Annotated in this window: 23 protein-coding genes; 7 read left to right on the top strand and 16 right to left on the bottom strand. The window is 40.2% G+C overall.

Annotation, left to right across the window (positions count from 1 at the left end; translation table 11 throughout):
• Nucleotides 1-155 precede the first annotated feature (155 nt).
• Complete coding sequence (gene polA / locus AC1M9A_RS08420) at nucleotides 156-2915, top strand: DNA polymerase I (protein ID WP_481610016.1); 2760 nt, start codon at nucleotides 156-158, stop codon at nucleotides 2913-2915.
• Nucleotides 2916-2993: 78 nt separating this feature from the next.
• Here polA and AC1M9A_RS08415 read toward each other — a convergent pair whose 3' ends face one another.
• From AC1M9A_RS08415 to ppx, 5 genes are all read right to left on the bottom strand, one after another.
• Nucleotides 2994-3542, bottom strand: coding sequence for a YggT family protein (locus tag AC1M9A_RS08415; protein ID WP_092768361.1), 549 nt, complete (start codon nucleotides 3540-3542; stop codon nucleotides 2994-2996).
• Between the two features lie 23 nt (nucleotides 3543-3565).
• Nucleotides 3566-4396 carry a pyrroline-5-carboxylate reductase gene (gene proC, locus AC1M9A_RS08410; protein ID WP_481597628.1) on the bottom strand — a complete coding sequence of 277 codons (831 nt, stop codon included), beginning with the start codon at nucleotides 4394-4396 and terminating at the stop codon, nucleotides 3566-3568.
• Nucleotides 4397-4417: 21 nt separating this feature from the next.
• Nucleotides 4418-5770, bottom strand: coding sequence for a tRNA lysidine(34) synthetase TilS (gene tilS / locus AC1M9A_RS08405; RefSeq protein WP_481591520.1), 1353 nt, complete (start codon nucleotides 5768-5770; stop codon nucleotides 4418-4420).
• On the bottom strand, nucleotides 5707-6531 hold the full coding sequence (locus tag AC1M9A_RS08400) for an acetyl-CoA carboxylase carboxyltransferase subunit alpha (RefSeq protein ID WP_035268558.1): 825 nt from the start codon (nucleotides 6529-6531) through the stop codon (nucleotides 5707-5709). Before AC1M9A_RS08400 ends, tilS begins: the two co-directional genes overlap by 64 nt.
• 67 nt (nucleotides 6532-6598) lie before the next feature.
• Nucleotides 6599-8119: an exopolyphosphatase gene (gene ppx, locus AC1M9A_RS08395; protein ID WP_035268561.1), complete on the bottom strand. Its 1521-nt coding sequence runs from the start codon at nucleotides 8117-8119 to the stop codon at nucleotides 6599-6601.
• 269 nt (nucleotides 8120-8388) lie between these two features.
• Between ppx and trxA the strand changes: the two genes are divergently transcribed.
• The 3 genes from trxA to AC1M9A_RS08380 all read left to right on the top strand — a co-directional run bounded on the left by trxA (nucleotide 8389) and on the right by AC1M9A_RS08380 (nucleotide 10989).
• On the top strand, nucleotides 8389-8715 hold the full coding sequence (gene trxA, locus AC1M9A_RS08390) for a thioredoxin (RefSeq protein ID WP_035268564.1): 327 nt from the start codon (nucleotides 8389-8391) through the stop codon (nucleotides 8713-8715).
• A 319-nt stretch (nucleotides 8716-9034) separates the two neighbouring features.
• Entirely contained in the window at nucleotides 9035-10303 is a 1269-nt protein-coding gene (gene rho / locus AC1M9A_RS08385) for a transcription termination factor Rho (RefSeq protein WP_035268567.1), read from the top strand.
• A gap of 401 nt (nucleotides 10304-10704) precedes the next feature.
• Complete coding sequence (locus AC1M9A_RS08380) at nucleotides 10705-10989, top strand: hypothetical protein (protein ID WP_035268570.1); 285 nt, start codon at nucleotides 10705-10707, stop codon at nucleotides 10987-10989.
• 141 nt (nucleotides 10990-11130) lie between these two features.
• Here the strand turns inward: AC1M9A_RS08380 and AC1M9A_RS08375 are convergent, their stop codons facing one another.
• From AC1M9A_RS08375 to pheS, 3 genes are all read right to left on the bottom strand, one after another.
• Nucleotides 11131-11427 (bottom strand): integration host factor subunit alpha, encoded by a 297-nt coding sequence (locus tag AC1M9A_RS08375; protein ID WP_035265376.1) that lies wholly within the window; start codon nucleotides 11425-11427, stop codon nucleotides 11131-11133.
• Nucleotides 11424-13805, bottom strand: a complete 2382-nt coding sequence (gene pheT, locus AC1M9A_RS08370) for a phenylalanine--tRNA ligase subunit beta (RefSeq protein WP_481610015.1) — start codon at nucleotides 13803-13805, stop codon at nucleotides 11424-11426. The genes AC1M9A_RS08375 and pheT overlap by 4 nt, the downstream gene beginning before the upstream one ends.
• A gap of 120 nt (nucleotides 13806-13925) precedes the next feature.
• Nucleotides 13926-14906 (bottom strand): phenylalanine--tRNA ligase subunit alpha, encoded by a 981-nt coding sequence (gene pheS, locus AC1M9A_RS08365; protein WP_035265373.1) that lies wholly within the window; start codon nucleotides 14904-14906, stop codon nucleotides 13926-13928.
• A 169-nt stretch (nucleotides 14907-15075) separates the two neighbouring features.
• Here pheS and AC1M9A_RS08360 point away from each other — a divergent pair, with 169 nt between their 5' ends.
• Nucleotides 15076-16101 carry a hypothetical protein gene (locus tag AC1M9A_RS08360; protein WP_035265371.1) on the top strand — a complete coding sequence of 342 codons (1026 nt, stop codon included), beginning with the start codon at nucleotides 15076-15078 and terminating at the stop codon, nucleotides 16099-16101.
• On the opposite strand, the gene AC1M9A_RS08355 is transcribed toward AC1M9A_RS08360, so the two are convergent.
• From AC1M9A_RS08355 to AC1M9A_RS08330, 6 genes are all read right to left on the bottom strand, one after another.
• The gene (locus tag AC1M9A_RS08355) at nucleotides 16086-16625 is read right to left on the bottom strand and encodes a P-loop NTPase family protein (protein WP_481610014.1); all 540 of its coding nucleotides are present in this window, start codon (nucleotides 16623-16625) and stop codon (nucleotides 16086-16088) included. The genes AC1M9A_RS08360 and AC1M9A_RS08355 overlap by 16 nt on opposite strands.
• Before the next feature lie 83 nt (nucleotides 16626-16708).
• Nucleotides 16709-17068 (bottom strand): 50S ribosomal protein L20, encoded by a 360-nt coding sequence (gene rplT, locus AC1M9A_RS08350; RefSeq protein ID WP_004867327.1) that lies wholly within the window; start codon nucleotides 17066-17068, stop codon nucleotides 16709-16711.
• Between the two features lie 11 nt (nucleotides 17069-17079).
• Nucleotides 17080-17274 (bottom strand): 50S ribosomal protein L35, encoded by a 195-nt coding sequence (gene rpmI, locus AC1M9A_RS08345; RefSeq protein ID WP_004278281.1) that lies wholly within the window; start codon nucleotides 17272-17274, stop codon nucleotides 17080-17082.
• Nucleotides 17275-17432: 158 nt separating this feature from the next.
• Entirely contained in the window at nucleotides 17433-17858 is a 426-nt protein-coding gene (locus tag AC1M9A_RS08340; RefSeq protein ID WP_481610013.1) for a YqaA family protein, read from the bottom strand.
• Nucleotides 17855-18154 (bottom strand): hypothetical protein, encoded by a 300-nt coding sequence (locus AC1M9A_RS08335; RefSeq protein ID WP_092768345.1) that lies wholly within the window; start codon nucleotides 18152-18154, stop codon nucleotides 17855-17857. The genes AC1M9A_RS08340 and AC1M9A_RS08335 overlap by 4 nt, the downstream gene beginning before the upstream one ends.
• Nucleotides 18155-18226: 72 nt before the next feature.
• A complete protein-coding gene (locus tag AC1M9A_RS08330; RefSeq protein WP_035265364.1) occupies nucleotides 18227-18844 on the bottom strand; it encodes a glutathione S-transferase family protein in 618 nt (205 codons plus the stop codon).
• Between the two features lie 280 nt (nucleotides 18845-19124).
• On the opposite strand from AC1M9A_RS08330, the gene AC1M9A_RS08325 reads away from it, so the two are divergent.
• On the top strand, nucleotides 19125-19595 hold the full coding sequence (locus tag AC1M9A_RS08325) for an Hsp20 family protein (RefSeq protein WP_179998611.1): 471 nt from the start codon (nucleotides 19125-19127) through the stop codon (nucleotides 19593-19595).
• 459 nt (nucleotides 19596-20054) lie between these two features.
• Here the strand turns inward: AC1M9A_RS08325 and infC are convergent, their stop codons facing one another.
• Both infC and thrS read right to left on the bottom strand, forming a co-directional pair.
• Nucleotides 20055-20606, bottom strand: a complete 552-nt coding sequence (gene infC / locus AC1M9A_RS08320) for a translation initiation factor IF-3 (protein WP_081403231.1) — start codon at nucleotides 20604-20606, stop codon at nucleotides 20055-20057.
• A 5-nt stretch (nucleotides 20607-20611) separates the two neighbouring features.
• Complete coding sequence (thrS, locus tag AC1M9A_RS08315) at nucleotides 20612-22534, bottom strand: threonine--tRNA ligase (RefSeq protein WP_092768341.1); 1923 nt, start codon at nucleotides 22532-22534, stop codon at nucleotides 20612-20614.
• 325 nt (nucleotides 22535-22859) lie between these two features.
• Between thrS and AC1M9A_RS08310 the strand changes: the two genes are divergently transcribed.
• Entirely contained in the window at nucleotides 22860-24479 is a 1620-nt protein-coding gene (locus tag AC1M9A_RS08310) for a glutamate synthase-related protein (protein ID WP_481610012.1), read from the top strand.
• The last annotated feature ends 40 nt before the right edge of the window (nucleotides 24480-24519 follow it).

Raw genomic sequence — 24519 nt, 5'->3', positions numbered from 1 at the left:
TCATTCCTTTTTAACTAGATTGATGATACCTCAGCAAGAATTGGCATTTTGCGTTTTTCATCGCATATTCTGTACACTTGATTGCAAATCTTGTATCAGCGCAACTGCTGAAAATCACGTACAATAAAAAAGTTAATTGGATTAGGAACGTTTCAATGCCACCATTTGTCTTGGTCGATGGGTCATATTTTTTATTTCGTGCTTATCACGCACTACCACCGCTAACGACGTCAACAGGTTTACAAACCAACGCAATTCGCGGAGCTATTTCTGCTATCCAAAAATTAATGCGTCGTGTTCAACCTACACACATGGCTGTCATTTTTGACACACCTGAACCAACTTTCCGTCATCAACTTTCCCCAATATATAAAGGGGATCGACCGAGCATGCCTGACGAACTCGCTCAACAAATTCCATATTTACATAATTTAATACGCGCTTTAGGTATCCCACTCCATGCCATTCCAGGCGCGGAAGCCGATGATATCATCGGTACGCTGGCAAAACGTGCAGAAAAAGAGGGCTATCAAGTCTTGATTTCTACAGGCGATAAAGACATGGCTCAATTGGTCACGGACAAAGTGACACTTGAAGACAGTTTTAAAGACAAGCCCATGGATGTGAATGGCGTTTTTGAAAAGTTTGGTGTTTGGCCGAACCAAATTATTGATTATTTAACCCTCATGGGAGATGCCTCTGACGGCATCATGGGCGTTCCTGGTATCGGGGCAAAGACTGCGGCTAAACTGCTGAATGAATATGGGTCAATAGGCGGAATTCTTGAAAATGTCGATAAAATTAAAGGCAAAGTAGGCCAAAATATTAAAGACAATGTAGATGGTATTGCGCTAGATCATCAGCTAGCAAGTATTGTTTGTGACTTAGACATGAATCTGACCTACGATGATCTTAAACTCCGAGATCCAAATGTTGCAGAGTTACGTCAGCTTTACACCGAACTTGAGTTTAGAAATCAACTTCAGTCTTTAGATCATCCCAACAATCCAAATAGTGCTGCGTATAAACAATCAAGTCAAGTTGTCGCAAAACCGAGTACTGCAACATCGAAAATCGAAGACCAAGCGGTTCAGACTAGTGTAGATGATCAGCTTGGCGAGGCAACTTACCATACCGTTTTAACACCAGCGGATTGGGAAAAACTCTTTCAAAGATTGACTACTGAGAAACGTTTTGCTTTCGATACTGAAACCACAAGTTTAGATTATCGTGTTGCAGAGATGGTAGGCTTCTCTGTGGCATTTGATGCCCAAGATGCATATTACGTTCCGCTTGCTCACGATTATGAAGGTGCTCCAGAGCAATTGGATCGCGACGCTATTCTTGCGCAAATCAAACCAATTTTAGAAAACGCTGAGATTGAGAAGATTGGTCATCATTTAAAATATGATGCTCATATTCTCGAAAATCATGGAATTCATTTACAAGGCTGGTACTTTGACACCATGCTTGCCTCGTACGTGCTCAATGCTGTGGCGACGCGCCATGGTATGGATGACGTTGCGCGCGTTTATCTTAGCCACTTAACCACCACTTACGAACAAGTGGCGGGCAAAGGTGCTAAACAAAAAACCTTTAATCAAATTGAAATCGAAACAGCAGCGCATTATGCCGCTGAAGATGCCCATGTAACCTATCGTTTGTATGAGGTATTGGAGCGTAAGCTTAAAGAAATCCCAGAGCTTCTCAATATTCTTCATCAAATCGAAATGCCGACAGCTGCAGTTCTGACGACGATGGAAGAAAATGGAATTCAGCTCGATTTGAGTTTCCTCGATCAATTGGGTCAAGAATTTTCTAATACAATTCTAGAGTTAGAAAATCAGATTATCGAAATCGCTGGTCAACCTTTTAATGTCAGCTCACCTAAGCAGGTGGGTGATATTCTTTTTGATAAGTTAGGTTTAAAAGGTGGTAAGAAAACTTCAACAGGTCAATACAGTACCAGCGAAAGCATTCTTGAGAAAATTGATCACCCGATCGCTGCACTTATTTTAGAATATCGTGGCTTGTCTAAATTAAAAAGTACCTATACTGACGGTTTAATCAAACAAGCCAATAACGAAAGTCATCGTGTTCATACCAGCTACCATCAAGCTTTAACCGCAACTGGACGATTATCTTCTACTGATCCTAATCTTCAGAATATTCCAATTCGCGAAGAGATCGGTCGTCAAATCCGAAAAGCTTTTGTTGCACCTGAAGGTCGGGTTTTACTTGCTGCCGATTACTCACAAATTGAACTACGTCTTATGGCACATTTTTCACAAGATGAGGCTTTAGTTGACGCGTTTAATCACGGCCAAGATGTTCATCGCCGTACTGCAGCAGAAGTATTAAATATTGCTTTGGATGATGTAACCAATGATCAACGTCGCCAAGCCAAGGCAGTCAACTTTGGATTACTTTATGGCATGTCTGAGTTTGGTTTAACACGTCAGTTGGGATTCACACGCGAAGAATCTCAAAATTACATTAAACAATATTTCCATCGCTATCCTGGCATTTATGAATATATGCAACGCACACGACAAGTCGCATTAGAACAAGGCTTTGTTGAAACCATTACAGGGCGACGCTTATACACCCCAGATATCGATGCGCGCAATATGATGATTCGAAAGGCAGCTGAACGCGCTGCAATTAATGCGCCTCTTCAAGGTTCTGCTGCGGAGATTATCAAAATGGCAATGATCGAAGTAGATAAAATTCTACCTAAAGATCAGGCCAAATTATTATTGCAAGTTCACGATGAATTAGTGTTTGAGGTAGATGAAGCGATCGCTGACGAGATCGCTATTAAAATCGCAGATGCAATGCAAGGTGTTGTTCAACTCTCTGTGCCACTTGTTGTTGAAGTCGGCAAAGGGAAAAACTGGGGCGAAGCGCACTAATTTCTAAGATTCTTAGATTGTAAAAAAGGACTCAAATGAGTCCTTTTTTATGAAATTGTTTAAATCCACAATTTAGATTTAACCAATTGATTTCAACATGATTTCAGCAATATAAAGTGTAAAGAATGCAAGGATTGGAGAAAGATCAATCATCCCTAAATTTGGCATTACTTTACGGAATGGTGCCAACATCGGTTCAGCTAATTCTTGAATCACTTCAATATAGGGTGAACGTGTTTGTGAAAACATCAAAATCCAACTACATATGATGTAAGCGAACAGTAAATATTTAAGAATTGAAATTAATGCCTGCAACATTGAAAGTACTGTTGAACCAATAAAATACAATGCATCGCCTGTTGGTAAGGCATTTAAATATTTATAGCCAAATACCTTAAGAAAATACAACAACACGATCAGCACTAAAGCTGCTAGATTTACACGCCCCTGTGCCACAGTTGGCAAGATTCGTCCAAACACATCTACAATTTTAGTTGCTTTCACTGTCGATAGCACAACAGGGTTATATGGACTGACTGCCGCTAATTGCATTAAAAAACGGAAAAATACCAATAAAATCGCAACATTAATGATAATGTCAAAAAATAGCGCAGAGTTCGCACCCATACTTCAATTTTCCTAAAATTTAGTTATTTAGAACTATCACTTAATTCCTGAGCGAGCTCCTGACTGCGTTTTTTTGCAGCCGCAAGAGCAGCTTGAATATTCTGTGAAATTTGCGCTCGATCAAAAACTTCCAAGGCCGCTTGAGTTGTACCATTTGGTGATGTCACATTTCTACGCAGTTCAGATGGCGTATTAGAACTGGTGATCGCCATTTGTGCAGCACCGAGAGCTGTTTGTAGCGTTAATGCTGTTGCAGTTTTCTCATCCAAGCCTAAATTTTTCCCAGCACGAATCATACTTTCCATCATATAGAAAAAGTACGCTGGACCTGACCCCGATACCGCAGTTACTGCATCAATTTGCTCTTCTGAGTTTACCCAAAGTGTTAAGCCTGTTGCAGCTAAAATCTGACTTGCCAATTCACGCTTTGCTTGGTCAACAACGTCATGAGCATATAAACCATGGGCACCTGTTTGAACCAATGCAGGTGTATTAGGCATGACACGAACGATAAAATCCGTCCCCGTTAATGCAGCAATCGTTGCAATTTCAGCTCCTGCTACAATCGAAACAATTAACTTATTCTCAAATTTATCTTTTAACGGTTTAAGAACTTGTGCCAGTACTTGTGGTTTCACCGCCAGAACAACAACATCAGCATTTTGGATCGCGTCTTCATTATTGTCTGTAACTTGAATTTCTTTTTCTTTTAATAACTCTCTCACACGTTCTACAGGATCGGAAACTGTAATACGCGTTGTTGGTAAACCACGACTAATCAACCCTCCAATTAGGGCTTGAGCCATATTACCACCACCAATGAAACAAATATTACAGTTTAACGCAACACTCATGAACGACTCTCAACCTTGATTTTATAGCGATGAAACTAACTTTGGCTGCCAACCACCGACTTCACAATACTCTGATTCAGCCAGCCAAAACCCTTTTGGCGTGAAAACACCAAGCATAACATTATCTAAGCTTAAAATTTGAATAGTATGACGCTTCCATGGAAAAATTTGTGCCTCTTGAATTGCTTTTTTTAATGGCCATTTCCCCACACGTCCATGCAAATGGACTTTTTCCCCACCTTGACGATAATGCAATGTCAAAGGCTGATTTAAAAGTTCTGTACGCAGACCATACTCTTCCTGATGTTGGCAGATCTTAAATTGACCCGAAGCTAAATTTACAACTTGCTGGATTTCAAATTTTATTTCTGAATCAGTTGTATTCGATTCTGCTAAGTATTCATCCTTAGCAACTCGATATAAGATGTTTTGGAAACGAACATAATATTGTCCATTCCAATGCAATGCTGCTTGTGCATCAGGTTTCGCCAAAATAACTTCTTCAGTCAACCGCTCTACCATCTCAAATGCAGGACGGTATTGATCCTTACCTTTCATCCAATTGGATAAAAGTTGTCTTCTTCTTGCTAAACTTAATTGATTGAGTTGTCGTAAATCTAGATGATCATCATCGCCACAGAACGCCAAATCTTGCTGTAAAACCTCTTGCAAAATTTCATCCGCATCTTGCATCAGCACACTAGTTCTCACAATCGCCTGTTGCATTTTAGGGAATCGGCTTTGCAAAATATTCCAAAGCTCATGACGGCACCAAGCTCGATCATAATGCGTATCAAAATTGGTCGGGTCATCCACGTAGGGCAATTTGAGTTGTTCTACCCATTGGCAAATCTGCTCACGACTTAGATTCAATAGTGGTCGCCAAATAATGATGTCTTCACGTGAATCTAATAATTTCATCGCGGACAACCCCTGTATTCCAGCACCAGAGAACAAACGTAATAATACGGTCTCAGCTTGATCCTGCTGATGATGTGCCAGTACTAAAATATCTGTGTCGGATAAATGATGTTTAAAAGCTTGATAACGTGCTGCTCGAGCTTGCTGTTCCAAATTCCCCTCAGCAACTTGAACTGTCTCGAGAACCACAGGGATGTGCGCTGCTATACAAAATTGATGGACGAATTCAGCCCATTCCTGATTTGCAGATTGCAACTGGTGGTTAATATTAATCGCACGGATTTTTTGGGGAATTAATTGAGACATGATATACAGCAACAGCATGGAATCCATGCCGCCACTGCATCCCACTAAGAACGTGTGTTCATCACCAAATTTGGCAATTTGTTTTAAGAAGCTAGACCTGAATTGTCGCTGCCAAACTTCATTAAACGTTGGTAACGTGCTTCGCATCTTGCATTTGCATCCATTGGAACAAGCTCATCAAGTGCAGCTTGTAACACATGTTTTAATTTATCCATGACTACGTCTGGCTGAAGATGAGCACCCTCACCTTCATCTACAACATACTCAACAATACCAAGTTCTTTCAGTTTATCTGCAGTGAGTGCAAGTGCTTCACTCGCTTGCTCAGCTTTTTCAGCAGTTTTCCAAAGAATTGAGGCACAACCTTCAGGTGAAATCACAGAGTAAATACTGTGAGAGAGCATAATCACACGATCTGCAACGCCAATGCCTAATGCGCCGCCAGAACCACCCTCGCCTAGAACAGTCGCGATGACAGGTACTTTTAAACTTGAGAGTTGAGCTAGACTCGTAGCAATTGCTTCTGCTTGTCCACGCTCTTCAGCACCTACACCAGGGTATGCACCCATGGTGTCAATAAATGTGAAAACTGGAAGATTAAAGCGTTCAGCCATATCAAGTAAACGCTGAGACTTGCGATAGCCTTCTGGATTACTCATCCCAAAATTATGCTGTAACTTTTCACGTGTACTACGACCACGATGTTGACCAACCACCATCACAGCCTGACCATTAAAACGTGCTAAACCGCCAACCATTGCACCATCATCACCATATAAACGGTCACCATGAAGTGCATCAAATTCTGTAAAAATTTCGCTCACATAATCTAAAAATTGTGGGCGATCTGGATGACGCGCAATTTGAACCGTTTTCCATGCTTTAGATTGAGCAGCTTTATTTTTCATAAGTCGATGAATATCCCTAAATTAACTATGACGTAGTTAACTAATAAAATTCGCTTATCAGCTTCTGTTAGCCAATAAATTGTTCCGACTGAATATTCAAAACGATATCCCAATGTTTAAATTGCACCTGCTCATCATGCAGCTCTGCAACCAACAAAGGCCATTGTTTTGCATCACCAGAAACTTTCAGTTGCCATTGTTGCTCATCTAATATCTTTAATTCAATGGCAGGAAGCATCTCATCGCTTCGGCTGTGATTCAGCAAAATTGCGAGACGAAGGAGCAAACATAGATAGACAAGTTTAATTCCACCGACTTTCGTCACATCATTTTTTGCTTCAGCACGCAATTTACGGCGATGATGAGCGACCAAATGTGACAAATGATTTTGATCAATTTGTGAAAAACCAGCAATGTCAGAATGCTGAAGCAAATATGCGCCATGACGATGATAACCACTATGACTAATGGCTAAACCTATTTCATGAAGATAAGCTGCTCGACGTAGCAAATCACTATCGTCATTATTTAGACCAAGCGTTCCTGCCACGCTATCAAATAATTGTTGAGCCGTTTCAACAACACGTTCTGCTTGTTTTTGATCAGCACCATAACGCCCCATCAAGGCTTGTACGCTACGATCTCGAATATCTTCATGCTGGAAGCGCCCGAGCAAATCATACATTACACCTTCTCGTAAGGCGCCATCTGAATAGACCAGCTTATCAACTTGAAGAACTTCAAATACAGCGTATAAAATCGCAATACCCGCAGGTAGGACTGCACGACGATCTTCCTTAAGACCCTCAAATTCCATGTCTGAAATATGTTTATATTTGAGTAATTTATCTTTAAGTTTTTCCAAGCCTTCACGAGTCAAGTTTTCCTGATCATCGCTCCAGCCCATATTTACCGCAATTTGACGACAGGCTTTAATGGTTCCACTTGAACCGACAACAGTATCCCATCCTGCCGCACGATAAGTTGTCGCGATACCCGAGATTTCTTTGCGTGCAGCAGTCACCGCACGATCGAAAGCTTTTGGATTAATATCGCCGTCTGCAAAATAGGCCTTCGTAAATGCAACGCATCCCATTTGCACGGATTCAGTATGAATCGGCTCAAACTCTTCACCAATGATTAACTCAGTCGAGCCACCACCAATATCAATCACCAAACGGCGACCGCTGTTCGCCATAGTATGTGATACACCTAAATAAATTAAACGTGCTTCTTCACGACCAGCAATAATTTCAATAGGTTTAGGCAGAATTTCAGCTGCTTTTTGAATGAATTCATGCCCATTTTTAGCTTGGCGCAACGCATTGGTGGCGACAATTCTTAAGCGATTGGATTGGACTGAACTTAGGCGCCCTACAAATCGAGCTAAGCATGCTAAACCACGTTGTTGAGCAGCTTCTGTCAAATTTTTATTTTCATCTAAACCTGCGGCCAATTGGACCTTTTCAGACATCGATGCGACTTTTTTTACCTCACCATGATCAACTCGAGCAATCGCCAAGTGGAAGCTGTTTGAGCCCATATCAATGGCTGCAAGGAGTTCTTCATCAATCAAAAAATCAGACATTGTTGCGCTAAGTTCAACCAGAATTGTGCCTAGATTAATTCACATAACTGTAATTTAAAAGCCATTTATTTAGTCAATTTAACGACTATTTAAAAAATCATCATATATGACAATTGTGTTACACCGATCATGGAAATCGTGAGCATCAATTAGACATTTACAGAATTTAGTCCGAAAATAAACCCTATCCCCTACTTTGTTAAAGTGGTCTATGTAATACTTATATACATAGATAGACCGTTTTCAAAAAATTATTCGGAGCAAATTCCATGTCTGCTAATATTGTTAATACAACTGATGCTAATTTTGAAGCTGACGTTTTAAATTCTGACACGCCAGTTCTTGTTGATTTTTGGGCAGGCTGGTGTGCGCCATGTAAAGCTATTGCTCCTGTACTTGAAGTTTTAGCAACTGAATACGAAGGTAAGGTTAAAATCGTAAAAGTTGACGTAACTTCATGCGAACAAACTGCTGTAAATTACAATATTCGTAATATCCCAGCTTTATTGATGTTCAAAAATGGTGAAGTTGTTGCTCAACAAGTTGGTGCAGCTCCTAAATCTAAACTTGCAGCTTTTATTGAAGAAAATATCTAATTCTTTCAATTTTAATTGCCTTGAAAGCGTCAAATTTTTGGCGCTTTTTTTGACGGTAAAATTGACAAAGAGCCATATCTCACTTATATTGCATGATCAAGAAACACTTGGACAATTTCTCCTCGTTTCTTACAATACACAAAACATAAGATCGCCGCTCGGCTAAAGAAATTGTTTACACATTTCTCCTCGAAAGAACTTACTAGATTCTGAGTTTGTTATTGTGCAAATCAATTGCTGCTCTTTTCTTGCACTGCGGATGTCTTTTGCTTCTATTCTATCTGTGTTCCACACTTCCTTTTAATTCAATCGACCATTTATGAACTTAACTGAACTCAAGAAAAAACCGATAGGCGAACTCATCAAAATTGCTGAGTTCATGGGCCTTGAAGGAATGGCACGTAACCGTAAGCAAGACATTATTTTTGCCATTTTGAAACGCCATGCTATGAATGGTGAAGAAATTTTCGGCGATGGTGTTCTTGAAATTCTGTCTGATGGTTTCGGTTTTTTACGTTCTGCAGCAGGGTCTTACCTTGCGGGTCCAGATGACATTTATGTCAGCCCTTCTCAAATTCGCCGCTTCAATTTGCGCACTGGGGATACGATTACAGGTACGATTCGTCCACCAAAAGAAGGCGAACGTTATTTTGCACTTTTAAAAGTGAATCAAATTAACTACGACACGCCAGAAAACTCTCGCAATAAGATTCTTTTCGAAAACTTAACGCCTTTATTCCCAACTGAACAATTAGTGATGGAGTTAGGAAATGGTTCGACTGAAGATTTAACTGCGCGTGTTGTCGATTTAGTTGCTCCAATTGGTAAAGGTCAACGTTCAATTATTGTTGCACCACCTAAAGCTGGTAAGACAATGTTGATCCAAAACATTGCTCAATCTATTGTTCGTAATAATCCTGAATGCTTCCTAATCGTTCTTCTCATTGATGAGCGCCCAGAAGAAGTAACAGAAATGGAACGTACCGTTCGTGGTGAAGTTGTTGCTTCAACATTTGACGAATCACCTGCACGTCACGTTCAAGTCGCTGAAATGGTGATTGAAAAAGCGAAACGTCTGGTAGAACACAAAAAAGACGTTGTTATTTTGCTTGACTCAATTACACGTTTAGCACGTGCATATAACACTGTTATTCCATCATCAGGTAAAGTTTTAACTGGTGGTGTTGATGCCCACGCTTTAGAACGTCCAAAACGTTTCTTCGGTGCTGCACGTAATATCGAAGAAGGTGGTTCACTTACGATCATTTCTACTGCTTTAATTGAAACTGGCAGTAAAATGGATGAAGTCATCTACGAAGAATTCAAAGGTACAGGTAACCAAGAAATTACGCTTGATCGCCGTATTGCAGAGAAGCGCGTATTCCCTGCGATGAATATCAAGAAATCTGGTACACGTCGTGAAGAACGTCTCATGGATGAAGATAAACTACGTAAGGTTTGGATTTTACGTAAGCTTCTCCATCCTATGGACGAACTTGCTGCGATGGAATTCTTACTTGATCGCATGAAGGAAACCAAGACCAATGATGATTTCTTCGATCAAATGAAACGCAAAGCTGCCAACTAATACGCAAAAGGCCATCATTTATTGATGGCCTTTTATTTGGGTTGACACCATTTACATAAATACACAATACCGACTTTTGAATGTAACTTTTCTTGCAAGTATGTGATTTTTATCATCTTGTATTTTAATTCCCTTTATTTTTTAAGTATTTACTTAGTATTTCTCCAATTCAAAATGCAAAAATGATTGTAATTTTCTGTTAAAAATAGGGGCAAATTTCTCATTTTTTAAGCATTTTTTCATTTCGCCTAGTAGTAATTCAAAATACTCAGTGATAGCATGTCGGCATACCAGTTAGGCTGCTCCATGCGTTATTAACCTTACTAACGTTAGGAATAATAAAAGCACACAACAGACTAACCGGGTTTTTTGTCTCAATTTATTTTAATGAGAGTGATGCCATGTTATTCAAAAAAATTGCTATTGCTGCTGCCGTTGCTACTACTTTAGCTTTCGTTGGTTGTGCTAAAAAAACTGAAGAAGCTGCTGCTGACGCAAACGCTGCTGCATCTGAAGCTGTAGAAGCTGCTTCTGAAGCTGTTGTAGCTGCTGACGCTGCTGCTGTTGAAGCTTCTTCTGAAGTTGCTGCTCAAGCTGACGCTGCTGCTGCTGAAGCTACTGATGCTGCTGCTGAAGCTACTGACGCTGCTGCTGACGCTACTGCTGCTGCTTCTGCTGCTCAATAATCTAAAGTTTAGATTATTCGAAAAAAAGAGAACCTTTGGTTCTCTTTTTTTATGCGCTGAATTTTATGAATACGCATAAAGTTAAGAGCATAAAAAAACCTGAGCTGAGCTCAGGTTTTTTTATGTTATTTGATCAAGCGATTAATCGACTTGCTCTGTCCCTACACGCTGTCTAAACTTTTGACCAGCACGGAAGGTCACTACACGGCGAGCAGAAATAGGAATCTCCTCACCTGTTTTTGGATTACGCCCTGGACGCTGACGCTTGTCACGCAGTTCGAAATTACCAAAACCCGATAATTTGACATGTTCACCTGCAATTAATGCCTGGCTAATTTCATCAAAAAACAACTCAACCATTTGTTTAGCTTCACGACGATTTAAACTCGTCAGCTCACTCAAATGATCAGCCATTTCTGCTTTTGTTAATGCTGTCATGAGGCCCTCAATGTCGCTTGGTAAGTGTTTTCTAACACTTGTAAAATATTATCCATACCAGATTTAATTTCAGCATCCTCAAGCGTGCGACTCGGATGCTGCCATAAAAGTGCAAACGCCAATGAACGTTTACCCTCTTCTACACCTTGACCCGTATACACATCGAATAACCAAGAAGAATCAAGTAACTCTCCTCCAGTTTTTTCGATAAGTTGCTGAATTTCACTAACATTAATCTTATCACTAATTAAAACTGCAATATCACGTCTCACTGAAGGAAATCGTGATAATTCTGTAAAATTAGATACATAAGTTTGCAAAACAGACGATTGATCGAGTTCTGCTACCCATGTCGTTGCGAGATCAAGCTCATCTTCAAGCGATGGATGTAAACGACCAATATAACCAATTGATTGTCCGTCCACTAAAATTTCAGCAGATTGACCTGGATGTAACCATGAACGCTCTGAACGCACATATTCTACTTGAACTCGCCCAGCCGCCAATACAGCCTCAATTTCACCTTTAAAATCGAAGAAATCCATTGGCTGAGGTTTAGCATGCCAAGATTCCTGATTCTTCGCACCTGTTGCCACAATCGCAAGTGTAGGTATTTGCTTAAGATCATGAATACTGGTGGCTTCTTGATAATCAAAACGTAAGCCAAGCTCAAAGAAGCGTACGCGACTTTGTTGACGATTAACGTTGTATTGGACACAAGGAATTAAGCTTGAAAGTAAAGTCGAACGCATTACCGCCAAATCACTTGAAATTGGATTTGCCAATGCCAAAGGATTTACACTTGGATTTAACTGTTTTTCAAGTTTTAGATCAGCAAAACTAAAGCTGATTGCCTCTTGATAACCAAGAGCAACCAAAGTTTGACGTAATTGTGCAACTTCAAATTGATCTTGGTATTTTGCAAGTTTCACATCAATCACAGGCAAGCTGATTTGAATGTTGTCATAACCATGAATACGCGCAACCTCTTCAATTAAGTCTTGGTAGATTGCCATATCATAACGATGTGATGGCGGTACGACAGACCATTGACCTTGTGCTTTAATTGCTACCTGACAACCTAGACGTGTTAACGCATCAGTAATAAAGTCAGAGTCAACTTTATAACCAAGAAGTTGATCAACTTGCGCCTGCTCAAGCTCGATTGCTTCTCGTGTTGGTAATACTGCTGGATTTTCTGCTACCGTAATTGGACCAAATTCACCACCTGCAAGCTCAGAAATCAACTGAGATGCACGGTGCATTGCGATCATTGGAAGTTCGAAATCTACTCCACGCTCATAGCGCTGAGACGCATCTGTATGTAAACCGAAGCTACGCGCACGACCTGCGATATGAAGCGGTGCAAAGAATGCTGATTCAAGGAAGATTTCAGTCGTTGCGTCTGTCACCGATGAAGACAAGCCACCCATGATGCCCGCAATTGCTAATGCTTTTTCGTCATCTGCAATCACCATCACGTTGTCTTGCATTTCAACTTCTTGCTCATTCAAGAGAACAAGTTTTTCACCTGCAGTTGCTTGACGAACGTGTACCGCACCTTGAACTTTACCACCATCAAATGCGTGAAGCGGTTGACCCAACTCCATTAATACATAGTTGGTAATATCAACCAAGATACTGTGCTGACGGATACCAGAACGAGCCAGTGCACGCTCCATCCATTCAGGAGTTGGCGCTTTGGTGTTGACGTTTTTGATCACACGACCTAAGTAACGTGGGCAACCTTCAGTAGATACAACGACCTTCTTTTCATCAGCAATCGTTGCAGCCACTTCTTTAATTTCAGGCGCAGTCACGGGAAGTTGGTTAATCACACCAATTTCACGTGCAATCCCACGAATACTGAAACAGTCACCACGGTTTGGTGTGATACTAATATCAATCACGTTGTCATCAAGGTCTAGATATTCACGTACGTTTACACCGACTGGCGCGTCCGCGGGAAGCTCGAGTAGACCGTCGATTTTATCTTCTAAATCAATTTCAGATGCACCGCACAGCATACCCTGTGATTCAACACCACGAAGCTTACCTTTTTTGATTTTAAAATCACCTGGCAATACTGCACCGATGGTTGCTACGGGTGCTTTCATTCCTGCACGTACATTAGGTGCACCACAGACGATTTGTAATGGTTCACCCACACCAATGTTGACAGTCGTTACACGTAAACGATCTGCATCTGGGTGCTGTTCTACCGTAAGTACTTCACCTACAACCACACCTGTAAATGGTTTTGCAGCAGGAGATAAATCATCTACCTCAAGGCCAAGCATGGTCAGTTGGTCAGATAAAGTATCGCTATCGATGGCTGGGTTAACCCATGTGCGTAGCCAATTTTCGCTAATTTTCATTGATATAAAACCTGTAATTCAAATCTCTAGAATCCTCCCTCTAACCCCCTTTGCTAAGGGAGAGAACCCCAAATGATTCTGTGGAGTTCCTCAAGTTAGGAGAGGATTTAATAAAAAGTTTTAAGCAAACTGGCGTAAGAAACGCACATCATTTTGGTAGAACATACGCAAGTCGTTTATGCCATAACGAAGCATTGCAAAACGTTCAACACCTAAACCAAATGCAAAGCCTTTGTACTTGTCTGGATCAATACCCGCTGAACGAAGAACATTTGGATGTACCATGCCACAACCTAATACTTCTAACCATTTTCCTCGCTCATCCATGATGTCGACTTCAGCACTTGGTTCTGTGAATGGGAAGTAAGATGGGCGGAAACGTACTTTCAAGTCTTTTTCAAAGAACTCATTCAGCAAATTAACCAATAATCCTTTTAACTCAGCAAAGCTCGTATTTTCTGCAACGTACAAACCTTCAATCTGGTGGAACATCGGAGAATGTGTTTGGTCTGAGTCACAGCGATACACACGACCTGGACATACAATACGAATTGGTGGTTGCTGTGTTTCCATCGTTCGAATCTGTACACCAGAGGTATGCGTACGAAGCAAATGGTTTACATCGAAGTAAAAGGTATCGTGCATTGCACGCGCAGGGTGATGACCAGGAATATTTAATGCCTCAAAGTTGTGATAGTCATCTTCAACCTCTGGACCAGTCGCAACAGAAAAACCTGCTTTCGTGAAGAATTGACAAATACGCTCTTGTACTTGGGTCACTGGGTGGATACTGCCCACCTGTTGACCACGACCAGGCAACGTGATGTCGATCTGTTCACTTGCTAATTTTTGTTCTAGTGCAGCTTTTTGTAATGCAGTTTGACGCTCAGTTAATGCGCCATTAATCGCTTCTCGAACTGAATGAATCTGCGCACCAAAAACCTTACGCTCTTCCGGATCCATTTTACCCAGTGCTTTCGATTGTTCAGCAAGCTGGCTTTTCTTACCCGTAAATTGCACTCGAACCTGATCGAGTGTTGCAAGGTCTTGAGCTGCTGCAATGGCAGCGAGCGCTTCAGTGGTCAGGGCTTCCAGTGACATAGTAACTCTCAAAGCAACAAATATAAAAAATAATATAACTGCGCATTCTAACAGCTTTTATAGCTCCGTATGAAGATCAGCAAGTGTTAAAATTGGATGTGGAATTAAATTGGAAATTACATTTATAAAAAGTTTAAGATATGCGCAATGATCATTGAGAAGATATGTCATGGCATTAGATCAAATTTGGAAACAACAGCTCACACTCGTGACTTACGGCAATGAGTTTTTAAGTCAGGATTTAAGTTTTCAACACTGGAAAAATCATGCGATTTTTAATCAGCACCATTTCCTTTTTCGAGATTTAAATACGCAACACTTATTGGCACAACATTTCCAAGTTTGGTTAGAAAGCTTAAAACGTCAGGGTGTCACACGCTTAAGCCTACATAACTCAAGTTTATTAATCGATGAAAAAAATCCCAATCCAAATGTTGAGCTTTTACCATATCCCCATTTCATTGTCAGTCATCACCGCAATGTAAAAACAGCATGGATCTGTGGTAAAGAACTTGCCGAATGGTATAGTTCTGAACAAGACTTCGACATACCAAACAACCAAACACTCCCTGCACGAATTGAAACATTTTGGCGTTTTGATCTATCCACCCAACATATCAAACGTGTTGAGGCAGATCTTCAAGCACCTAATTGGAATGATATTCACGACTACACAGAGAATGAGCTGTTCGATCGCGCATTAGCACAAGGGGTGGAATCCGTTAAACGTGGCGCAATCTTTTATGGTACTGACGATCAATCACCCTCCAACGCTGGAGCTGCCTTACCATTACTGCCACAAGATTATGCAGCACCTTATGCCAATGAAACCTTAGTGCGTTTCATGCATCTAGAACAACATTTAAAGATTCAAAAACGAAAGCTTTTGGAGCAAGATCATCAAGAATCTCTTGAGGAAGAAAAACAACTGAAGGTATTTCAACAAAAGTTAGATGACCTGAGTGCAAAATTCATTACTAAAGTAGCAAATCACTATAAAACTGCTCATTTAAAAAGCCCCGAAATTCACTCCCCTTTGGATGAAGCCTTAACACATACTCAACATGGAAAACGCTTTTTCAACAATGATTCCAGTTCTCACCAACCCACACCTAAAACAGGTAAATCAAATGTGTTTGCCCTCATTTTAGTCACTGCAATAATCTGTTTCTGCGCTTACTATTTTGGACTGTGATGTTTTAAAAATTCATCTAATTGTTCAGTTTTATGAAAATGTAGCCACTTTATATGATGATATTGAGTGGCATTCATCATCTGCAAATATTTAAGTCTATTTTTCCCATGTGTTTGGACTACCCACAATATTATTGAGTCTTTACTTAACAATTTCGCCCAATGTTCTCTATTGTTAGAATTTTTCCATATTTTCTTTTGGCTAATCACACGGTATAGCGACCTCTTAATCACACGATAAAGATTTACGCGTAGTGAAAAATCCAACCACATCACAGTGTCGATCTCATTTAAGATTAAATTTTGAATCAGAGAATAATTACCATCAATCACGAAGCCCTTATTCATAGACCTAACACGATTTATAAATTTTTCTTGAAATTCTATTGAAGATGACTCAGTCCAGTTATCCAACCAAAAGAGATTATCAAGTTCAATATGATCGACTTGCAGTTGAACAGCCAACTTACGTGCAAAGGTTGTTTTCCCAGATGCTGCTGTACCGACGACCATAATTTTATTCATACCAATCTCTTGGCTTTATTTGGTCGTAAACAATGAAAATAAAAAAGACCGCTAAAAAGCGGTCTTTTTCTCATCTACGATGATTAAGCAGCTAATGCGCCTTTAGCTTTTTCAGCTAAAGCAGCAAATGCAACTGCATCATGCATAGCGATGTCAGCAAGTACGCGACGGTCGATGATCACTTGAGCTTTTTTCAAGCCATCGATCATACGGCTGTACGACAAACCATTTTGACGTGCACCAGCATTGATACGCGCAATCCATAAAGCACGGAATTGACGTTTCTTTTGACGACGGTCACGGTAAGCATATTGACCTGCTTTGATTACCGCTTGGAACGCTACGCGGTAAACACGTGAACGAGCACCATAGTAACCTTTAGCGCGAGCAAGAATTTTTTTGTGACGGCGATGAGCCTGTACACCACGTTTTACACGAGCCATTTATAATCTCCTTAGATGTACGGGCACATACGACGAACTGAAGCAACGTCACTTACGTGAACCATTACACAGCCGCGCAATTGACGAATACGCTTAGCAGATTTTTTGGTCAAAATGTGGCGTTTGAACGCTTGTTTACGCTTAAAACCGTTAGCAGTCGCTTTGAAGCGTTTTGCTGCACCACGGCGAGTTTTCATCTTAGGCATAACAACCTCTTTTGAACACCTGTTCGGCTCGTTTGCACCATTACAATACGACCTGCAGGTAAGGGAGCGAGTATTCTATAGCATCTTTGCGCAAAACAAAAGCACCGTTAATCTTGATTCAGACAAATTAATCTTGATGAGTTTTACTCTACGAAAATTTAGAACAAACCAAGATACACCCAGTAAATAAATAGATACCGACCTGTTTTCGCTATACCCACCACGAAGATAAATTTCCAGAATTTTTCTTTCAAAATTCCTGCAATTAAGGTGATTGGATCACCAATGATAGGCACCCAACTTAAAAGAAGTGACCATGTACCATACTGCTGATAAGCCCGTTGAGCACGAATCATGTGATCTGACTTAAATGGAAACCACTTTTTGTTTTTAAACTGCTCTATTTTTAAGCCCAACCACCAATTGACGCATGAACCCATCACATTCGCTACACTTGCAACAAAAATAAGCATCCACGGCGAAAATTGTTTTAAAGCAAATGACCCCAACAATACTGCTTCGGACTGTAAGGGCAATAAAGTGGCGGCTCCAAAGGCACTTAAAAACAATAAAATCAGATTCATTTACTGGACTTGTTCGCCGCTAAAAGTTTCTGCGTTTTGCGATATTCTTTTATCGACCAAGCAATTGCCAACACTACTATGATGGCACGTAGCACCGTATATTTATTCGTTATCGCTGGAATCACCTGTTTTAATTGATCCCTAGAATCTGGTTCGATTGCTGCAATGATATTTTGCACATGAAATATTTCGACGATATAAGAAGCAACACAGAGTAAAATACCAGCAATAATTGCCCAGTATACTTTTGAATTAGATTCAACAATTTTGCTGAAATTTAAAAAAAAATCCTTCATGGCAGTTCTCCATAAAAAAACCACCAAATGGTGGTTTAGATGTATAGAGTTTAGCACACTTAAATCCGTGATCTACTTTAGTAGTGCAAGCGCCTTTTGTACCGCTGGTCTCTGTTGGATACGTTGAATATAAGCTTCCACTTCAGGAAACTCTGCTAAATGAATACTTTGCCACTCGTGCCGCATCAACCAAGGGAAAATTGCCATATCCGCAATAGAGTACTCACCAGCCACATAGTCTTGCCCAACTAACTGCTTATTGAGCACCCCATATAATCTTTTAGTTTCTGTAATGTAGCGCTCGATCGCATAAGGGATTTTCTCTTTAGCAAATTTAGCAAAATGATGATTTTGACCTAACATCGGTCCTAGACCACCCATTTGCCACATCAACCATTGTTCAACCTGAATCCTCGCGATTTCGTGCTGAGGATAGAATTGTCCCGTTTTACGTCCTAAATATTGCAGTATTGCACCAGACTCGAAAATCGAAATCGATTGATTATTCGGTCCATTTTGATCAACTATCGCAGGAATTTTATTATTAGGAGAGATCGCAAGAAAGTCAGTTTGGAACTGATCATTTTCTAATATATTGATTGGATAGATTTGATAATCTAAAGCCATTTCTTCGAGTGCAATTGTTATTTTTAATCCGTTGGGTGTTCCCCAGTAATATAAATCGATCATTACAGTTCAGGCTCCATATGCCCTTTGTTGATTGATTTATCCACCATAAATCATTTCAGACCAAACAACAAGGATAGAAATTCTTTATTTATAAGTTATAAAAAATCAATTATTTATAAAATATTTTAAAAATTTTTTGAATTTATTATTGAAAAATTTCGGTCTGAACCTATATAAAAACTTGCCAGATTTATGATGATCATCTGGTTCTGTTGATGATAGTCATGACAGAACAACATTCTTATTTTTATGACTTTGCTGACCTCAGGAGGTTTTAATCATGAGTAACTTAAATCTTCATCCATTGTTTCGTCGTAGCATTGGTTTTGATCGTTTAAACGATTTTATTGATTATGCAATGCAAAGTGATGCTCCAAACTACCCACCTTATAACATTGAAAAAAAAGGTGAGAATAAATATCGCATCGTGGTCGCTACTGCAGGCTTTAGTCAAGATGAGTTAAATATCAGTCTTGAAAATCAGCTTCTCTCGATCACAGGAAAACCAGAAGCTATTCAATCTGAACAAACCGAATATCTTCATAAAGGAATTGCGCGTCGTTCATTTAAATTATCGCTTCGCTTAGATGAACATATTGAAGTTCAACAAGCAGATTATGAAAATGGCTTATTAGTGATCGACTTAGAGCGTATCATTCCAGAAGAGAAATTACCTCGACAAATTCCAATTGGCAAAAAACTTCTGTTAGAAAATACAGAGTCTACTGAAAAAACAGTTCATGTCGAATAAAGCATCGAACTTAATAAGTCACAAAAAAAGCCGATGCAAAAGTATCGGCTTTTTTTATAGATCAAATCTAAAGGTACTTTGAGCAACGAATTTCCTGATGTGCTGATGTGCTGATGTGCTGATGTGCAATATAAAAAATCCTTTTTGGGTCATCTTTCAAGGCAGTAAACACTCTAAACCTATTCAGTTTTACCATCCATCTAGAATTTTCTATGCATAAGTACGAGTTTACCTGTCGAAATAATTAAATTTTTTACTCAAGCCACAAAATGATTCGAGAAGTTTAAAATATAAGTTTATTAGACTTCACTAAAGTACTGCCTGATGGAAATATTCAACTGATGATTTATACCCCAACTACAGTCGTTCCTCTCTTTACTAACTCAGGATGTACCTATATCCCTTCAATCAACATATAAAAAAGCCCTGCATGTGCAGGGCTTTTTCTCTAAATCGGTTTTACTTTTTCTTTTTAGGACCAAGTAACATACCCATTTGACGGCCTTCCATTTTTGGTGCTTGTTCCACTACACCGATTTCAGCCACATCAGCTTCAATCTTTTGTAATTGAGCAAGACCCAATTGTTGGTGAGCCATCTCACGACCACGAAAACGTAGAGTAATTTTAACTTTGTTGCCTTCTTCAAGGAATTTCAGAATAGCACGCAACTTAACATTGTAATCACCAACGTCTGTACCAGGACGCAACTTGATCTCTTTAACCTGAACTTGATGCTGCTTTTTCTTAGCATCTTTTTGCTTTTGCTTCAGATCAAATAAATGCTTGTTGTAATCCATGATTTTACAAACAGGCGGCTCTGCATTCGCAACGATCTCAACGAGGTCAAGATCAACTTCTTCTGCAGCACGCAACGCTTCAGCAAGTGAAACGATGCCTTTTTGTTCTCCGTCAGCGCCAACGAGACGCACTTCTTTCGCACGAATCTCATCATTTAATGCAGGACGATTGCTTTTAGCACCTTGTTGTTGGTTACGGTCAGGCTGTTTAATCTTTCTTACTCCACAATATACCGGCCGCGTTCGGCTACGGCTACTTTCACTAAGTCAACGAATGCATCGATAGACATAGTACCTAAATTTGTTCCAGAGCGAGTACGTACATTCACTGTACCTTCCTCTACTTCTCGATCCCCAAGCACCAATAGGTATGGAATACGCTCTAAAGTACGCTCACGAATCTTAAAGCCGATTTTCTCATTTCTCAAGTCTGAAATCGCTCGAATGCCATTTTCTTGCAATTTAGCGACGACTGACTGACAAGCATCTGCTTGAGAATCGGTAATATTCATCACACATGCTTGAATTGGTGCCAACCATGGTGGCATAAATCCAGCGTAGTGTTCAATAAGTATACCAATAAAACGTTCAAAACTGCCAAGAATTGCACGATGAAGCATCACAGGATGATCACGATCGTTGTCTTCAGTCACATAAGATGCATCTAAACGTAATGGCAAGTTAAAATCGCATTGGATTGTACCGCACTGCCAGATACGACCTAAACAATCTTTCAAAGAAAATTCAATTTTAGGACCGTAGAACGCACCCTCACCAGGTTGTAAATCCCAAGCGAGACCTGCTGCATCCAGTGCGTCAGCTAAAGATTTTTCAGCAACATCCCAAAGCTTATCATCCCCTACACGCTTTTCTGGACGTGTTGAGAGTTTCATTTGCACTTCTTCAAAACCGAAATCTTTATAAACATCTAAAGTCAGTTTGATAAAGTCAGCAACTTCTTGACCAATTTGCTCAGTTGTACAGAAAATGTGTGCGTCATCTTGGGTGAAACCACGAACACGCATAATCCCATGTAATGAACCCGATGGTTCGTTACGGTGACATGAACCAAATTCAGCAAGACGAATTGGTAAATCACGGTAAGATTTTAAACCTTGGTTAAACACTTGAACATGACATGGGCAGTTCATTGGTTTAACGGCATAGTTACGGTTTTCAGAATGTGTAGTAAACATGTTTTCTGCATAGTTTGCAGCATGTCCTGATTTTTCCCACAGACTAAAATCGACCACCTGAGGTGTGCGAATCTCTTGATAACCATTGTCCTGCTGAACTTTACGCATGTATTGTTCTAAAACTTGATAGATCGTCCAGCCATTTGGATGCCAGAACACCATGCCTGGTGCTTCTTCTTGCATGTGGAACAGATCAAGCGCTTTACCAATTTTACGGTGGTCACGCTTTTCAGCTTCTTCAATACGTTTGATATAAGCAGCCAACTGCTTCTTATCCGCCCAAGCCGTACCATAAATACGTTGAAGTTGTTCGTTTTTCGCATCACCACGCCAGTAAGCACCTGACATCTTCGTCAACTTAAATGACTTTAAGAATTTAGTGTTTGGTACGTGTGGACCACGACACATATCCACATATTCTTGATGATAATAAAGACCCATTTGAGTCTCATCTGGCATATCTTCGATGAGGCGTAATTTATAATCTTCACCACGCTCAGTGAATACTTTGATCACTTCATCACGAGGTGTCATCTTTTTAATGACATCATAATCTTGATCGATGAGCTTTTTCATACGCTCTTCGATGGCAGCCATATCATCTGGTGTAAATGGTTTTTCACTGTAGATATCGTAATAGAAACCATCTTCAATGACAGGTCCAATCACCATCTTTGCTTCGGGGAAAAGCTGCTTCACTGCGTGACCAACTAAATGGGCACAAGAGTGACGAATAATTTCAACACCTTCATCATCTTTAGGCGTAATGATCTGCAACGTGGCATCATCAGTGATTAAGTCACATGCATCAACTAGATGGCCGTTTACACGACCTGCAACCGTATTTTTTGCAAGACCTGGACCGATGCTTTGAGCAACTTCCATGACAGAGACAGCTTGATCAAATTGTTTTTGATCGCCGTTTGGCAAAGTAATAATTGGCATAAAAAATCCTTAAGGAGTGATGCCCCGTACAATGGAGCATGTCACCGCGAGATTATGATCGAGGCGAACCTCAAAAGATAAAAACGGTGGATAAATAAAATCGCTAGAGATTTTACACGTGTCACGTTGTTTAATAAACCGTTAATCGAGCATTAGGCGATAGCAGTTTTAATTGTGACAAAAATAGTTAAAATATATTCCCAATTTAATATTTAAACCAATATTATCCCAATTATAGAAAAATAATCTTTTATACTTTCTATTAGATGATCAACATACTTTTAAACAAATAAATATAACCCACTGAAATCATTAGGCAGGTCATATGAAATCTCACCCACTAATTGCTTGGTCTACACTCCAGCCGCTTAAACCCGCATATGCTTTAGCAGCCAATGTGGATCTTGTTGTTCTTCGTCTTGAAGATCATGATGAAGAAAAAGTCGTAGTCATGTATGGTCGTTGTCAGCATCGCGGAGCACTCATGTCCGATGCCCATATTCAAGGCGACAAAATTGTATGTGGCCTTCACGGCTCTCATTACATCTATAAAACTGGCATTAACCCGAGATATCTCAATAAAAATCTGCAAAAATTTAAAGCTTGGATTCATGATGATCATGTCTATGTTGACTTAGAAGAAATCGAAGCTTGGGAAAAAAGAAATCCACAGCAATTCAACCGTGATCGTTATCAAGGACTCTACGCAGATTCTCAGCCTGCTCCTGAAGAGCCACACAATAGATTCATCTTAGAATTAGCTCGAAATGGTCTAAAAAATTTCGGTCATCATGGTCCTACCGCAGCCATGGGTGTGCCTTTTGACAAACTTCCAAAATGGGAAGATATTCAACTGGTCACAGCTCAACTTTGGAAAGTTCCTCTACTGGATGATGCCCCCGTTGCAAGCGAAGTGATTATTGGACCAAATGCAAAAAAACCATTGAGACTCAATATTCCATTATTTGTTTCCGACATGAGTTTTGGAGCTTTATCGCAAGAAGCAAAAACTGCACTGGCAATGGGTGCGGAAATGGCAGGTACTGGCATCTGTTCTGGTGAAGGTGGAATGTTAGATGATGAACAAGCCTCGAATTCACGATATTTTTACGAGTTGGCCTCTGGTCGTTTTGGCTATGACATTGAAAAAGTAAAAAAATGCCAAGCTTTTCACTTTAAAGGTGGACAGGCAGCAAAAACAGGAACAGGCGGACATCTACCCGGGCATAAAGTGGTCGGAAAAATTGCAGAAGTACGTGGTTTAGAAGAAGGACAATCTGCGATTTCTCCCGCAACCTTTCCGGATTGGACTGAACTTTCACAGTACAAGGAGTTTGCAAACTATATACGCGAGCAGACAGGTGGCATTCCGATTGGCTTTAAACTGTCTGCACAGCATATCGAAAAAGACATTGATGCTGCGATTGCGATAGGTGTGGACTACATTATTTTAGATGGTCGTGGTGGTGGTACAGGTGCAGCACCAACATTATTCCGTGACAATATTTCAGTGCCGACCATTCCTGCTTTAGCACGGGCACGTCGTCATTTAGATCGTTTAGGACGTCGTGACATTAGTTTGGTCATTACAGGTGGCTTACGTGTCCCTGCTGATTTTATTAAAGCCTTAGCGCTGGGTGCAGATGCCATTGCCGTGTCTAACTCTGCCATGCAGGCAATTGGTTGTTTGGGAATGCGCGCGTGTAATACAAATGAATGCTCTGTCGGTATTACAACACAAAAAGATCATTTGCGTCGAAGACTCGAAATAGAAAAATCAGCACAGCAACTCGCCAACTTCTTCAATGCTTCAGTCGAGTTGATGCAAGTAATGGCGCGTGCTTGTGGGCATGACCATTTAAGTAAATTTAATTTGGATGACTTAACCACTTGGAAAAAAGAAATCAGTGAATTAACGGGCATCCATTACGGCGGCGTCCAATAAATTTCAAACCAATGCTAAAAAGGGATGATTAACTTCATCC

The sequence above is a fragment of the Acinetobacter sp. ANC_7634 genome, from assembly GCF_056779875.1.
Note: the sequence above shows the minus strand (reverse complement) of the source record. Positions and strands in the feature narration are given on the sequence as shown.

Coding starts and splice junctions, on each gene's coding strand:
- thrS (WP_092768341.1), bottom strand. CDS start 22,534: ATGCCAATTATTACTTTGCCAAACGGCGATCAAAAACAATTTGATCAA.
- AC1M9A_RS08310 (WP_481610012.1), top strand. CDS start 22,860: ATGAAATCTCACCCACTAATTGCTTGGTCTACACTCCAGCCGCTTAAA.
- pheT (WP_481610015.1), bottom strand. CDS start 13,805: ATGAAAATTAGCGAAAATTGGCTACGCACATGGGTTAACCCAGCCATC.
- AC1M9A_RS08415 (WP_092768361.1), bottom strand. CDS start 3,542: ATGGGTGCGAACTCTGCGCTATTTTTTGACATTATCATTAATGTTGCG.
- AC1M9A_RS08380 (WP_035268570.1), top strand. CDS start 10,705: ATGTTATTCAAAAAAATTGCTATTGCTGCTGCCGTTGCTACTACTTTA.
- AC1M9A_RS08400 (WP_035268558.1), bottom strand. CDS start 6,531: ATGAAAAATAAAGCTGCTCAATCTAAAGCATGGAAAACGGTTCAAATT.
- proC (WP_481597628.1), bottom strand. CDS start 4,396: ATGAGTGTTGCGTTAAACTGTAATATTTGTTTCATTGGTGGTGGTAAT.
- rho (WP_035268567.1), top strand. CDS start 9,035: ATGAACTTAACTGAACTCAAGAAAAAACCGATAGGCGAACTCATCAAA.
- AC1M9A_RS08375 (WP_035265376.1), bottom strand. CDS start 11,427: ATGACAGCATTAACAAAAGCAGAAATGGCTGATCATTTGAGTGAGCTG.
- rplT (WP_004867327.1), bottom strand. CDS start 17,068: ATGGCTCGTGTAAAACGTGGTGTACAGGCTCATCGCCGTCACAAAAAA.
- tilS (WP_481591520.1), bottom strand. CDS start 5,770: ATGCGAAGCACGTTACCAACGTTTAATGAAGTTTGGCAGCGACAATTC.
- polA (WP_481610016.1), top strand. CDS start 156: ATGCCACCATTTGTCTTGGTCGATGGGTCATATTTTTTATTTCGTGCT.
- AC1M9A_RS08360 (WP_035265371.1), top strand. CDS start 15,076: ATGGCATTAGATCAAATTTGGAAACAACAGCTCACACTCGTGACTTAC.
- AC1M9A_RS08325 (WP_179998611.1), top strand. CDS start 19,125: ATGAGTAACTTAAATCTTCATCCATTGTTTCGTCGTAGCATTGGTTTT.
- AC1M9A_RS08340 (WP_481610013.1), bottom strand. CDS start 17,858: ATGAATCTGATTTTATTGTTTTTAAGTGCCTTTGGAGCCGCCACTTTA.
- pheS (WP_035265373.1), bottom strand. CDS start 14,906: ATGTCACTGGAAGCCCTGACCACTGAAGCGCTCGCTGCCATTGCAGCA.
- ppx (WP_035268561.1), bottom strand. CDS start 8,119: ATGTCTGATTTTTTGATTGATGAAGAACTCCTTGCAGCCATTGATATG.
- rpmI (WP_004278281.1), bottom strand. CDS start 17,274: ATGCCTAAGATGAAAACTCGCCGTGGTGCAGCAAAACGCTTCAAAGCG.
- AC1M9A_RS08355 (WP_481610014.1), bottom strand. CDS start 16,625: ATGAATAAAATTATGGTCGTCGGTACAGCAGCATCTGGGAAAACAACC.
- AC1M9A_RS08335 (WP_092768345.1), bottom strand. CDS start 18,154: ATGAAGGATTTTTTTTTAAATTTCAGCAAAATTGTTGAATCTAATTCA.
- AC1M9A_RS08330 (WP_035265364.1), bottom strand. CDS start 18,844: ATGATCGATTTATATTACTGGGGAACACCCAACGGATTAAAAATAACA.
- trxA (WP_035268564.1), top strand. CDS start 8,389: ATGTCTGCTAATATTGTTAATACAACTGATGCTAATTTTGAAGCTGAC.